Genomic DNA, 13,958 nt, shown 5'->3' on the forward strand with positions numbered 1-13,958 from the left:
AATGGAAAATCTACAAAGCATGCCGGAAGTGCAGAAGATCATTGCGATAGGAAAAGCAAATAGCGAAATTTCCTACGATGAGATCAATGAGATACTTCCGGATAAGATCTTAAACTCCGAGAAGATTGACGATGTATTCACTCTTCTTCATGAAATGGGAATAGAGATCGTAGAAGAATATACTAGAAAATCTTTGGAGCCGGCTACTTCTATCCTGCCTAAAGACGATCCGGCTCTTCCGGTAAAACCTGCACGCAAAAAGAAAGAGACTGCTTCTTCTGCCGGTGGTTCCGAAGATCCGATCCGTTTGTATTTGAAAGAGATCGGAAAAGTAAATTTGATCTCCGGTGAAACGGAAGTATTCCTCGCTAAAAAAATAGAAAAAGGCGAGAAGATCATAGAAGAAACAATCTTAGGTTCTTCTATCCTTAGAGCGAACTTCATCAAACTTCTTCCTAAGATCCGCAGTAAAAAGACTAAGGTGTATGATCTTGTTCGAGTAGACAAGATGTACGCGATGAACGCGGAAGAAGCGAAGAAGTTAGAAGAACTTTTCTTCAAGAACATCTCCGTTATCCAAGAACAGGAAAAAGTTTTACAAGAAGCTCAATCCAGGATCCGCAAATATTCGGAGAACTCTAAAAAGTTCAAAGAGTTCAAAGAGAAAATAGATATCTCCAAAGGTATCATAGATACAGCCGTAAGGGAATTAGGAGTCTCTCAAAAAGAGATCCAGAAAATTTCCCAAAAGATCAAATCAATGGTCTTTAGGATCAAGGAGATAGATCGTCATTTCTTAAAGATCAAAGCTCAGTACGGTTATGATGTTAAGGATATCAAAGCATTCAACCGTTTCATCGAAAAGAATGAGAAGTTAGAAGATATCGAAAAGATGATGGGAGTCTCTATAGACGAGGTTCGCGAGGTCATCAAAGATATCCGTAATAATGAGCGTAAACTTCGCCGCATGGAACAGGAAGCCGGTTCTTCTGTCCAAGAGATCAAAGACTGGGGCGAAAAGATCATCAAAGGTGAAAGAGAGATCGCTCAAGCCAAAAAGGAACTTGTAAAAGCAAACCTAAGACTTGTGGTTTCCATCGCAAAACGTTATGCAAACCGAGGAATGCATTTCTTCGATTTGATCCAAGAAGGAAACATCGGTCTAATCAAGGCAGTAGACAAATTCGAGTATAAGAAGGGATATAAATTCTCCACTTATGCTACTTGGTGGATCCGTCAAGCTATCACCCGTGCGATTTCCGACCAAGCAAGAACCATCCGTGTTCCGGTTCACATGATCGAACAAGTGAACAAGGTCATTCGTGAAACTCGTTTATTCGTTCAAGAATTCGGTCGTGATCCTTCCAATGAAGAAATTGCAGAACGTTTAGGCTGGCCTGTTCAAAAAGTAAAAGCAGTTAAGAACGTTGCAAGAGAGCCGATCTCTCTCGAGATCCCAGTTGGTTCAGAAGAAGATTCGGAATTGGGAGACTTTATCGAGGACAAGGATGTGGAATCTCCAGTGAATTCTGCAGCTTCCAGTATCTTAGCGGAACAGATCAGACAAGTGCTTCATACTCTTCCTGCAAGGGAACAGAAAGTAATCCGTATGCGTTTCGGTCTGGATGATGGTTATCCTCAAACCTTGGAAGAGGTTGGTTATCAGTTCAAGGTAACCAGGGAAAGGATCCGTCAGATCGAAGCAAAAGCACTTCGAAGACTACGTCACCCATCTCGTTCTAAAAAACTGAGAGATTATATCGATTAAGATCGGTTCCTCTTTCAAGAATTTCGGAGTTTTGCACGCAAAGGCGCAAAGAAAAGAAGGTACTGTTTCAAGTTTTCTGAAATACACTTCTAAACTTAGCGGCTTCGCGTGAAAAACCTCGGCGTTTCTTGAAAGTCTCTGCCTTATTTACCGTCGTAGGTGCTTCTGAGTGACTCAATAAGCTCGAGTGCTTCTGATTCTTTTTCCTTTCTTTGTGCTTCTTTCCAGCCTAATTGTTTAGCTAAGATTTGTGAAACCGGTGTTGCTAGTTTTGCTGAAAGTTTCAGATCTAAGAATTGGATCCTGAATCTTCTTGCAAGAACGTCCGTGACAGTGAGTGCGAATTCTTCTTTTGCGAACCATTCCACTTCTTCTTGGAAATATTCTACACCTTTTAAGAGAGGGGTTGGTTTTTTGCCAAGGATGATGAAAACTTCTCCGCCGTAAAAGTTTTGGAGGCGTTTTGCGGAGGTTTCGCTGACCTTATACATTTTCTGGATCTCTTTGTATAAGTTTTCTGAATATCCTACTTTTCCTGGGAAAGCGTATTTCGCAGTTCTGCTTGGACCGAATTCTTCTAAGGAAGCTTCCTTCAAGACTCGGTCGATCAGGTCCTCTGACATTTTTCTGTAAGTGGACCATTTTCCTCCTCCCATAGTGATCAGCCCGGAAGAAGAAACTAAGATCACTTCTTCTCTTGAAATACTTTTCGTGTCTTGGTTTCCTTCCGGTGAGATGAGAGGTCTGATCCCTGAGAAGACTGAAATGATATCTTTTCTTTGCAGTGGTGAGGCTAAATACTCGGAACCTGTTTGTAGCAGGAATTCCACCTCCGATTCCAAAGGAAGTGGATCTTGGCTGACTTCATGTATAGGTGTGTCAGTGGTCCCTAAGATGACATGATCTTCCCAAGGAATAATGAATACTACTCGTCCGTCTTTTGTTTTAGGAATGATGAGTGCAGTATTACAAGGGATGGTTTCTTTTTTGAAAACCAAATGGATACCCTGGCTTGGAGAAAGCACACGATATGTTCTTGGATCGTCCTTTAAACGGATATCGTCCACCCAAGGTCCAGTTGCGTTCACTACAACTTTCGCTTTTACATTATAAGTTTCTCCGCTGAGTAGATCTTTTACTTTTCCACCTATAATTTTGCCGTCCTTCTTCTGGAAGGATAGAAGTTCTGTTTGGTTCAGTACAAGAGCACCTTCTTTGGATGCTGCACGTGCCAGGTTTACATTCAGTCTGGCATCATTGAATTGAGAATCGTAATATAAGATACCGCCTGTTAGGCCTTTGGTTTGGAGAGCCGGAAAATCTTTTTCTACTTCTTCCTTAGAAACTCTTTTGTGAGAAGGTAGATTTCCTTTCCAAGCGAGGATATCGTACATAGTCATTCCGATACTATAATACGGTTTTTCGTATAGTTTGTATGTGGGAAGAATGAATGGAAGCGGTTTGACCAGGTGAGGTGCGTTTTCCAAAAGTCTTTGTCTTTCGGTGAGAGCCTCATGTATTAGTTTGAAATGGAATTGGGCGAGGTAACGGACGCCTCCGTGTATTAGTTTTGTGGAACGAGAAGAAGTTCCGGAAGCAAAATCCGATTTTTCCAAAAGTGCAACTTTGAGTCCGCGAAGGCTCGCGTCCAGGGCTGCCCCAGCTCCAGTGGCTCCGCCCCCCAAAATCAGGAGGTCGAATTGTTCTTCTTTTAATTTTTCAAACCGGCTTTTGCGATCGTGTTTTTGCATGTACAAGGTCTTCCTGCTTTACAGGCTGATTTCGCCGGGTGAAATTGCAATAAAAGAGCCAAATGGAACCTAAAAAACAAATCGAATTGATACGACGTGGGACAGTCGACCTGATCAGCGAAGAGGAACTTACCTCTAAACTTACTAAAAAAAAGTCCTTAAAAATCAAAGCCGGTTTCGACCCGACAGCTCCCGACCTTCATCTGGGGCATTTCGTTTTACTTAGAAAATTAAGGCATTTCCAAGATTTGGGTCATGAGGTGAATTTCCTACTGGGGGATTTTACCGCGATGATCGGAGATCCTACAGGAAAATCCGAAACCAGAAAAAGACTTTCTAAAGAAGAAGTTTTGAAAAACTCAGAAACCTACCAAAACCAAGTTTTCAAGGTTTTGGATAAGGAGAAAACTAAGATCGTCTATAATTCCCGTTGGTGTTCCGGGATGAATTTCGAAGACGTTCTGGTGCTGACCTCAAAATATAGTGTGGCCCAAATTTTAGAAAGGGACGATTTCAGTAAGCGTTATAAGGGCGGACAACCCATCTCTCTCATAGAATTTTTATACCCTCTCGTCCAAGGTTACGACTCCGTAGAAATGGAGGCCGACGTGGAATTGGGAGGAACGGACCAAAAATTCAACCTTCTTGTCGGTAGAGAATTACAGAGAGAATACGGAAAAGAGGCTCAATGTGTGATCACTCTGCCACTTCTCGTTGGTTTGGACGGGGTCAAAAAAATGTCCAAGTCCCTCGGAAATTACGTAGGGATTACGGAAGAACCGATAGATATGTTCGGAAAACTAATGTCCATTTCAGACGAACTGATGTGGAATTATTTCGAATTGCTTACAGATCTTCCTATGGAATCCGTTTCTGAGCGCAAAAAGGGTATCGAATCCGGAGGACTTCACCCTAAAGAGGTCAAAACAGAACTTGCGAAATTAATAATGGACCAATTCTCTTCTTCCGATGCAAATTTGGAAGCGATTGAAGAATGGAATAAGGTTCATAATCCGAAAGCAAGGGCCATTCCTGGGAATATTCCGGAAACAAAATTAGGGCCCGAATTTTTCCAAGAATCCGAAACCCCACAGCTGATCTGGGTCCTCGCCAAACTGGGATTTGTTCCTTCTACCTCAGAGGCAAGAAGGCTCATCAAGTCCGGGGGGATTTATGTCGACGAAGAGAAACTTTCGGATGAAAAATTTACTGTAAGTAAAAACGCAGAATACTTGATTCGCCAAGGCAAAAAAGGAAAATTCATCCGTCTGGTCAGTTGACCAAAATCAGAACATGCTCAGCGAAGAAGAATCCACAGTACTTTCCAAGACGATTAAGGAAATCCAGGACAACGAAGTAGAATCCGAGGTCCTGGAAAAAAAATTTCGTCAGATCCGTATCGGTTCTTCCGTATTCTTTTTCCTGATCTTAAGTATCACCACTGTTTTTGCTTTAGCAAGAAGATTGGATTCTCTCCAAAACACTGTCCAAAAACAAAACGAAGTTATCTCTGTTCTTTCGGAAGATATCACAAGTTTAAGATTAGAAGAACAACAAAGGGAAGAAGAAGTACTTCGTTTCAAGTCTTCTATCTTGGATGATGTGCCTGATGGAGATTTAAGTGAAGAAGTTAATAAAAACTTAGGTTCTTTACAAGCAGTTATTCCTAAACCGGGAACCGGTAAAAATATCAGTAGGGGAAATCCAAATTTTAAGGAAATCTCTCTTACATTCGATTTAGGTACCGGAGAAGATCTACAAATACTTTATGAATTTATGATGAGGTTCCCGATCAAGGTGACCTTATTTGTTTCAAACGAGAATCCTGCTAAAAAAGGAGGATCTTTATTCTCCAAAACAAATCTGGTCTATCTCAAAAAATTAGCTGCTTTGGATGGAAGGGTAGTTTTCGGGAACCATACCTGGAGTCATTTCAATTTACCTAGAAGTTTGAAAGAACCTTCTCTCAGAAAAAGAGCACTTCTAAGTTATGTGGCGGATGAGATCCCGGATTTTAATATTCTTTTAGAAGAATTAACTTCCGTAGAGGATAAATTTAAAACAATTACCGGGCTTACTCTTACCAAGTATTATAGATTACCTTACGGTGCGGTGGACCAGATCATTTTGGATGTATATGCAACACAAGGTTATGAAAACCATATCTTCTGGAGTAATAATACTGTAGGTTCTCTAGATGTTCCCGACTTCGTTTATAAGAAATATATAACCAAAAAGGATCCTGGGACCGGAAAAACAAAACTAGTACAGAACCCTCATTATAAAACCAAAGAAGAGATGTTGGACTTTTTATATCGTTGGGAAGCGGCAGACAAAAATGGGATGAACGGTGCTATTATTTTAATGCACCTTGGTTCACCTAGACAATCCGAAAAGCTGATCTATATTCTTCCTGATTTTATCCAAGCAATGTTAAACAAAGGTTATAAATTTACTACCGTTCCGGAAGTGTTGAACGAAAAGCAGGACTGATCCTGCTTTTCGTTTTAACTTATCTACTTCTTCTTTTTACCTTTATTATTAGATGAAACCTGTTCAGGCTCACTTGAAAATTCAGAGCTTGGAAAATATACAGTTCCTCTATGCGATCTTTTTTTATTGTTAAAAACTCGATCTAACCATGCTTGAAATTGTTCTATTTTCAATGAGAACCAATTCTGGAAATTGTATAGATGAAGATAAAACACAGGCACCATAAGAAGTGTGATGATACTTGCAAATGCAAGTCCCCAACCGAATGCTAATGCCATTGGAACTAGGAACGGATCATATCCTCCGATACCATATGCAGTAGGTAAAAGTCCCAATACTGTAGTTACAGTTGTCAAGGTCACAGCCCTGAGCCTTAAATTTCCTGTATCTATTAGGATTTCCTTAATGTTCTTATTCGGATTTTCTCTACGTAAGGTATTTGCAAAATCTACAAGTACAATTGAGTCGTTTACTACAACTCCTGCGAGGCCCACAATCCCAAGCATTGCTAAGAATCCGAAAGATTCGCCGTGACTCACAAATGCTAAGATCACACCAATAAAAGAGAAGGGGATAGCACTTCCAATCACGAGTGGTTGCATCAAAGATCCAAATTGAGAAGCGATGATGATATACATAATGAGTAAGGCCATTAAGAATAAAAATCCTAAGGAACCCATGGATTCTTCCGTATCTTTATTCTCACCACCGAAACGGACAATATAGCCAGGATACTTATCTATGATCTTTTCTTCGTCCGCTATTCTTTTTGCAAAAGCATTTGCTTGGCTTGAGTTTGCTTGTTTTCCACCTGCAAGATTCGCAGAGACAGTTATGAGACGTTTTCCATCCAAGTGATTGATATTGGAAACACCCGGAAGTCTTTGCATTGTCACAAGCCTAGATACTGGGATCATCTTGCCGATGGAATTGGAAACATATACATGGTTCAAACTATCTACTGACTTTCTGTAAGATTCAGGAAAGCGGACCTTTACTTCTACTTCTTCGTCCGTTCTTTTGATCTTAGTTGCTACAGTTCCTTGGAATGCAGTGTTGATCGCTTGAGCAACTCTAAATACTGAGACTCCGGCGGTTGAAGCTAATGATTCGCTGACCCTAATTCTGACCTCATCTTTACCTTCGTTGAAGTCGTCAGCGATATCAGTAACTCCGTATACTCTTTGTAATACACCTTTGTATTCTGACGCTATTTTTAGAAGAGTATCATAATTATCTCCTCTGATCTCTATCGCAACAGGTTTTCCTACAGGAGGGCCTCCAGAAACTTTTTCATATTCTAAAGTGGTAAGTTTCCCTCTAAGAGATTCAAATTCTTCTGGGATCACAACAGGTTCGGGAATATCACAAGGATTTTTGGTTTCCGCTGCTTCTTTTTGGATTTTCTCTTCTTCTATTTTGCGAGAAGTTTCGTTGAGTAACCAAAGAGTTTTTCTTCTGAGTTTTTGGATGATATCGTCTGTCTTATGACATTTTTTACGGTTCTCTTCCGCAGTTAAATAAGCCATTACCATTCCGTAATGTTTTCCCCTTTTGGTAAAAGGATCATTCGGATTAGCTTGGATAATCCCCACTCGAGTCGCATAATTTTCCAAATCTTCCTGAGGGACTTTTGCGATCTCTTTTTCGATTACTTCTAAATATCGATAAGTTTCATTCAAACTTGCTCCCGTTTTTGCAGTAACCTTTACGTAGAACTGGTCCACGGAACCTGGGAATAGTTTAAATTTGGAAAATAATACCTGAATGATAAAACTTGCGATCAGTAAGGAAACGATCCCGATCGTCATCTTCCATGGATTGTTCAATGCGAATCTAAGTGCAGGAACATATTTAGTATTCCTGAATTTAGAGAACCATCCGGATTCTTCTTTGATCTCTCCAGCTTTTACTCCACCCTTATTGATATCATATAAGTGGTTTGGAAGTATGAAGAATGCTTCCGCAAGAGAAGCACAAAGCGCAATGATCACCACAAGAGGAATACTAAATACGAACTTGCCGAAAATTCCAGGCATGAATAGAAGAGGAGCAAATGCGGCAATCGTAGTAGTAACAGTTGCAGTCACTGGAGAAACGACTTCTAAAGTTCCCTTTAAAGTGGCCTCATAAGGAGGAAGCCCTTCTTCAATATATCGATAAACGTTCTCACAGATAATGATCGCATCATCTACAAGGATACCGACCACCAAAACTAGACCGAACATAGAGATCAGATTTAAGGTCAGTCCAAACTGATCCATGATGAAAAATGTTGCACCGAATGACACAGGAATACCGAGAGCGGTCATAAGAGCCACTCTCCAACCTAAGAAGAAGAAAAGAGATCCTGTGACTAAGATCATCCCGAAAGCAGCATTAGAAATTAGAACATTTAATCTGCGTCGGATATACTTAGAAAGATCGTTTACGAATGCATATTGGAACTCAGGAGAATTTTGACGGAATTTTTCTACAGCGGATTTTACGTTGTCCACCACCTTGATCGCATCCGCACTCCGCCTTTTTAGAACCGTAAGCGCGACAGTTTTGGTCCCGTTTACATTCTCAATATAGTCCGCTTCTCTTAAACCTTCAGTAACTCTTGCTACATCTTGGATTCGGATCGCATTTCCTATCTCGTTTCCTCTGACATGAACTTTAGAAATTTCTTCGGGAGTGTCAAACTCCCCGATTGTCCTAAGAATGATTTCCTTATCCAGACCTGTGATATTTCCACCCGGAACGTTTACGTTACGATTTCTTAATGCGCCTATCACATCCTGACCGGTTAGATAGAAACCGAATAGACGATTTGGAAGGATATCCACTTGCATTTCTGTCTCTCTCCATCCTCTGCGAGAAACCTTTGCAACACCTGAAATATCTAAAAGTGCTTGTTCAACTATCTTTGCTTGGGCCCTAAGTTTTTTCTCTGCTTCTACCGATCCATCATCTTCTTTTAATGTGATAGAAACTTCGATAACAGGGGTTCTTGCAGTTGTAATCTCCGTTACGATCGGATCTTCAACTTCTTCTGGAAGATCTTCTACCCGGTCTATGGCAGATTTAATATCATCCACCACCTTTTGGGTATCCTTTGTATCTGGATCCAATGTGATCACTATACCGGATCTACCTTCGATAGAAGCAGATCTATATTCTTTGATCCCATCCACTTCCTTAATTGCTTTTTCGAGAGGATTCGTGACTAATTTTTCCACCTCTTGCGGAGAAGCGCCCAGATACAAAGTGGAGATAGAAACTATATCAAAGTTGATATTTGGGAAGGCTTCTCTGTTCATCTTAACGGCAAGAAAACTTCCGGCAAGAATGATCAGGACTGTGAGTAGGTTTACGAAGATACTTTTCGAGAGGAAATATTCGATGATACTTTTCATAAGTGTATTCCGCTTAAGAGTTTAGGGGAGAAGTTTTTTTAGTCCAGTATAGGACCGCTTAGTTCCATGGAATCGTTGAACCCGAACATTTTTGTACTCTTTAATCTATCTACGTACAAAACTCCGTTTAGGTGATCGCATTCATGCTGGTATACGATTGCAGAATATCCCTCGATTGTTTCCTCGTGAGTGTTTCCTTTTTCATCCATCCATTTCATTTGGATCTTATTGGGTCTTTCTACATAACCCCTCATACCCGGAACGGAAAGACAACCTTCCCAGTTACCGTCTACTGAATCAGTGATCGGTTTGATCTCTGGATTGATTAGGATCCTTTCTGGAACTCTTGATGGACTGTCATCCTCTGGGTCGGAACCGACTACCACAATCTTCTTCATGATACCGATCTGAGGAGCGGCAAGTCCAACTCCATCTGCATGTCTCATTGTATCGAACATGTCACGGATCAATTTTTTGAACTCTTTGGTTCCCAGCTCGTCCGGATGTACAGTTTCACTGGTCTTTCTTAGAAGTGGATCGCCGATTTTGAGAATTTTACGTACTGACATTTTTTCAGAACCTTGTCCTAGAGCTATCCTTCACCGGTTTTTGCCCACCAGATTTTAGGAATGGTTCTAGGATTTTAGACAGCATTCCAGCGGTCGGTTCTAAAAATCTTGGATTTTGAGCTTCCCATCTAAACACCGAAGTTCCGACAGAAATGTTCTGTAATATTTCGGCTTGGCTTTCCAATGGTCCAACAGTTCTAGGAAGAAGTATACCAACAGGACATTCTGCCTTTTGGGAATATAGATCCTCCTTCTCCAATCCATTCCAAAGCTTTTCTAAACCGAATGGATCGAAAAAGAACTTAGGGATCTGGGTCAAATTCCGCAAAAACCAATCCGTTTTTTCTAAAATGGAACTATAGTATCCGGATACCGGCAGAGGATTTGGGAAAATCAGAAATACGGAAAGTATTTTAGGGTTAGGTTGAGTGAGAAGTGGCCAGATCAGTCTCGCTGAAAATCCTTCCGCAATTAGAATTTGTTTCTTCTTTCTTTTCTCAAGAAATTCCAAAATATCTTCATTTGAAAATCCTGAGAATTTTTCAGGACCTTCCGCTACCGTGAGATAATATTCGGAAGAAAGTTCCGGGCTAAAAGATCGGTCAAAAGAATGTAAGGGGTCCCGAAGCCAAAGCACTTCGTCTTTTTTGGGATTTCCCCGGCTCGTAAAAGTCCAATGATTCTCTCGCATTAGTCTTGACAGTGATTAGGAAAGGAAACTATCTATTAGGTTCGGCGTTGGTGTGTGGAGACGAGGGGAATCGAACCCCCGACCTTTTGAATGCCATTCAAATGCTCTCCCAACTGAGCTACATCCCCTCTGATTCCAATATGGTCTCCTTGGGTGCACTGTCAATATATATTATTTTAGGAGCAATCGGATGAGCGATTCCGTCGAGGAACTACAGAAAAAAATAAAAATCCAAAACGATATCATCAAAGGTTATGAGAAAGTTTTGAGATTGAACGAGCAGGAATTGGAAAATGCGGATGAGATCATTCGTATGTACGAAACGATCATCCAATACTCCGGACAAGAATTAAAAGATGTTAAAGAAGCTTTTGATGCCACTTCAATCGTGACTAACTTATCCAGAGACGAATTGATTTCTGCAATGAATCGTATCAAAGAACTTGAACACGCTAATAAAAGATTAAGGGAAGAATCCCTAAAATTCCAATCCTAATTTCCGACCTTGACCCAGATAAAAAAACAGGAGACCCTACTCAGAAGTCGAAGTGACGGTTCCTTCTTTTTAGAAGAAGGTTTAGGGGTCTCCTCTATCTTCGATAGTTTTTTGAGAGAGGCGATTGGACTCACTCATGCAGATCTAGGCGGAATATTTTCCACAACGGAATCCGCTAATATACGACAGATATCCGGGCGTAATGAAAGAGAACTCATAGAAGCTGCACACTGGGCATTCTCACAATCCGGAAAAGATCTACTTTTAGAAAGGGGTAAAACTCCTCCCTGGGCAAAATCTCCGAGTAGTTATCCACTTTTAGTTGTCCGATTGAAAGTAGACGATCTGGATTCCAGCCTAAAAGCAAATCGAGCAAGTTATGCAGTTTTAGTTTTACAGGGAAAAACAACTGCGGATCGTTTTTCTAAAACCGATTTTGAACTTCTTCGTACTACATGCAAGACAGTTGGAAGATTATTAAAAGAATCTCATGTATCCGGAGATGCTTCCTTAGTTACACTTTCCTTACTGGCAACAACTCAGCTTGTATTGGAGGCCGCACAAGCTAAAAGACAATCAGAACGTTTCGACTTCTTACTTACGGAAGTAATTCGTGTTTCCGGATTAATTAATTCCTCCTTAGATCTTTCTCAACTTTTGGAAGCGATCATGCTTTCTTCTAAGACTGTATTCAGAACGGAAGCGTGTAGTGTTCTTCTTTTAGATGAATCAAAGGAATATTTATATTTCCATACGGTTCTTGGTGAAAAAAGTGAAGCAGTCACAAAGATGCAGGTCCCTGTTGGAAAAGGTGTGGCGGGACTTGTAGTTCGAGAGCGTAAGCCAATGATCATCAACGACGCCCAGAATGATGATCGGGTTTATAAAGAGGTGGATAAGGCTTCTCAATTCACTACTCGAAATATTATGGCGGCTCCTTTAGTTGCAAACGACGAAGTAATCGGCGTAATTGAAGCAATCAACACAGTTGATAGAGAGAAGTTTACTGGAGAAGATCTTGAACTTTTCTTAAGCTTTTCAGGAACTTCTGCGTTAGCTATACAGAAAACCGGACTTCTTCAAAACTTAGAGAATGCAAACAAGGATCTCCGCAAAAAAGTCTCCGAGTTAGAATCCTTATTCGATCTATCCCAAGCGGTTAGTCTTTCTACAAATAGACTGGGACTTGTCCGAAAATCCATCCGATTGATCATCAGAGAGTTGGACGCAAGTGTTGCCGGGATCTTCTTATACAGCCTTTCTAAAGAGAATTTTATTAACTGCGCTTATTTTGACGGAAAATCAGAAAAGATCGATAGGTTTTTAGAAGAAGAAATCATCGGAACCCAAGTTTTATCCAGTGTAAAGGAAGGTCTCCCTGTATTAAAAAGGGATATTTTGGACCAGCCATTCCCTCATGAGCTAGATAGAAGATATTTAAAAGGTTCTTATATTATTGTTCCATTATTCTTATCCAGTGGAGAACCTTACGGGGCCTTGACTGTTGCGGATAGAAAGGATAAACTTTCTTATCAGGATTCGGATTTCCGATTATTGCAAACAATGGCTTCCCAGTTCACAAAGGGATTTGAAGCTTTCCGTTTAAGAAATGAGATGTTGGAAAAAAAAGCGATCCAACAGGAGATGGAAATTACTCGGAAGATCCAACAGAATATTCTTCCGTCTGAAAAAGTATTTCATTCCAATTTTGATCTGGGAATTCTTTCGGTTCCTGCTAAGGATGTGTCCGGAGATTTTTACGATTATTACCAATACAGTGACGGTCAGTATTCATTTTTGATCGCGGATGTTTCCGGAAAAAGTTTGCCTGCAGCTCTTTTTATGGCTATGAGTTCTTCTATCATTCGGACTCTTGCCAGAAATCATGACTTGAGTCCGGAAGAAATTTTAAAACAAGGAAATGAGTTAATTTTCGAAGATTCTCATTTCGGAATGTTCGTAACTGCATTCTTCATTCATTATAATCCTTCTTTGTTTACGATAGAATATGCGTCTGCGGGTCATAATGATCAGGTCTGGATCAAAGAAGATGGTTCTTACGAATTATTAAAAGGGCAGGGACCTCCACTTGGTGTGATCCCGACTGCAAAATACAAGGGTGGAAATTTTACGGTTAAGCCGGGAGATATTTTTGTTCTATATACCGACGGAGCTGTAGAAGAAAAAGATGCCCAAGGAAATGAATTCGGTCTGGAAAGAATGATCGAGGAAATCAAATCCAGAAGACATCTTCCTGCGCAAAAAATTGTGGAAGAATTATACGCTACCATTCGTTCCTTCTCCTCCGGAAAAGAACCTTTCGACGATTTCACTGTACTCCTATTGAAGTACAATAATGATTTCCAATTTTTCAGGACTTTCGATGCGAATACCGGTCAAATTCCGATCTTCCGAGAATTTATTTATGATGCTATCAAAGTCAGAAATCTGCCTGACTTCTTAAGAGATGATATTCTTTTGGCGGGAGACGAGGCAGCTACGAATATCGTAATGCACGGTTATAAAGATACTCTGCTCAGAAATCCGAAATTCGATTGTAAAATTCGGTTCACTGAAGATTCTATCACGATCGTGCTGACTGATTCCGGAAAAGGATTCGACAGAACGAATGTGAAAGACCCGTCCATAGAGGAAAACCTCACCGGAAAAAGAAAAGGCGGATTCGGTGTGTATCTGATAGAGACATTGATGGACGTGGTGGATTATAAAATGGAAGAGGGAAGAAACATACTCACTCTCCAAAAATTTTTCCGCTGACGATGGGGGCA

Annotated in this window: 9 protein-coding genes and 1 tRNA gene; 5 read left to right on the plus strand and 5 right to left on the minus strand. The window is 40.6% G+C overall.

Annotated elements, in window-relative coordinates; genetic code table 11:
* The first annotated feature begins 1 nt into the window (after position 1).
* Positions 2-1,768, plus strand: coding sequence for an RNA polymerase sigma factor RpoD (gene rpoD / locus EHO65_RS13505; protein ID WP_086448759.1), 1,767 nt, complete (start codon positions 2-4; stop codon positions 1,766-1,768).
* Positions 1,769-1,911: 143 nt separating this feature from the next.
* Here rpoD and EHO65_RS13510 read toward each other — a convergent pair whose 3' ends face one another.
* The gene (locus tag EHO65_RS13510) at positions 1,912-3,519 is read right to left on the minus strand and encodes a glycerol-3-phosphate dehydrogenase/oxidase (protein WP_135775119.1); all 1,608 of its coding nucleotides are present in this window, start codon (positions 3,517-3,519) and stop codon (positions 1,912-1,914) included.
* 62 nt (positions 3,520-3,581) lie between these two features.
* On the opposite strand from EHO65_RS13510, the gene tyrS reads away from it, so the two are divergent.
* Together tyrS and EHO65_RS13520 are read left to right on the plus strand one after the other, a co-directional pair.
* On the plus strand, positions 3,582-4,799 hold the full coding sequence (gene tyrS / locus EHO65_RS13515; RefSeq protein ID WP_135775120.1) for a tyrosine--tRNA ligase: 1,218 nt from the start codon (positions 3,582-3,584) through the stop codon (positions 4,797-4,799).
* A 13-nt stretch (positions 4,800-4,812) separates the two neighbouring features.
* The gene (locus EHO65_RS13520) at positions 4,813-6,012 is read left to right on the plus strand and encodes a polysaccharide deacetylase family protein (protein ID WP_135775121.1); all 1,200 of its coding nucleotides are present in this window, start codon (positions 4,813-4,815) and stop codon (positions 6,010-6,012) included.
* A gap of 23 nt (positions 6,013-6,035) precedes the next feature.
* Here the strand turns inward: EHO65_RS13520 and EHO65_RS13525 are convergent, their stop codons facing one another.
* The 4 genes from EHO65_RS13525 to EHO65_RS13540 form a co-directional block, all read right to left on the minus strand.
* Positions 6,036-9,413, minus strand: a complete 3,378-nt coding sequence (locus EHO65_RS13525; protein WP_135775122.1) for an efflux RND transporter permease subunit — start codon at positions 9,411-9,413, stop codon at positions 6,036-6,038.
* A gap of 38 nt (positions 9,414-9,451) precedes the next feature.
* Positions 9,452-9,982: a peptide deformylase gene (gene def / locus EHO65_RS13530; RefSeq protein WP_135775123.1), complete on the minus strand. Its 531-nt coding sequence runs from the start codon at positions 9,980-9,982 to the stop codon at positions 9,452-9,454.
* A 4-nt stretch (positions 9,983-9,986) separates the two neighbouring features.
* Positions 9,987-10,619: a hypothetical protein gene (locus EHO65_RS13535; RefSeq protein ID WP_244243529.1), complete on the minus strand. Its 633-nt coding sequence runs from the start codon at positions 10,617-10,619 to the stop codon at positions 9,987-9,989.
* A gap of 109 nt (positions 10,620-10,728) precedes the next feature.
* Positions 10,729-10,801: transfer RNA gene (locus EHO65_RS13540), tRNA-Ala, on the minus strand.
* 62 nt (positions 10,802-10,863) lie between these two features.
* Here EHO65_RS13540 and EHO65_RS13545 point away from each other — a divergent pair.
* Positions 10,864-11,169, plus strand: coding sequence for a hypothetical protein (locus tag EHO65_RS13545; RefSeq protein ID WP_086448752.1), 306 nt, complete (start codon positions 10,864-10,866; stop codon positions 11,167-11,169).
* A 96-nt stretch (positions 11,170-11,265) separates the two neighbouring features.
* Complete coding sequence (locus tag EHO65_RS13550) at positions 11,266-13,947, plus strand: SpoIIE family protein phosphatase (protein ID WP_425269349.1); 2,682 nt, start codon at positions 11,266-11,268, stop codon at positions 13,945-13,947.
* Positions 13,948-13,958 lie beyond the last annotated feature (11 nt).

The organism is Leptospira andrefontaineae (assembly GCF_004770105.1).
In the GTDB taxonomy this organism is placed as follows: domain Bacteria; phylum Spirochaetota; class Leptospiria; order Leptospirales; family Leptospiraceae; genus Leptospira_B; species Leptospira_B andrefontaineae.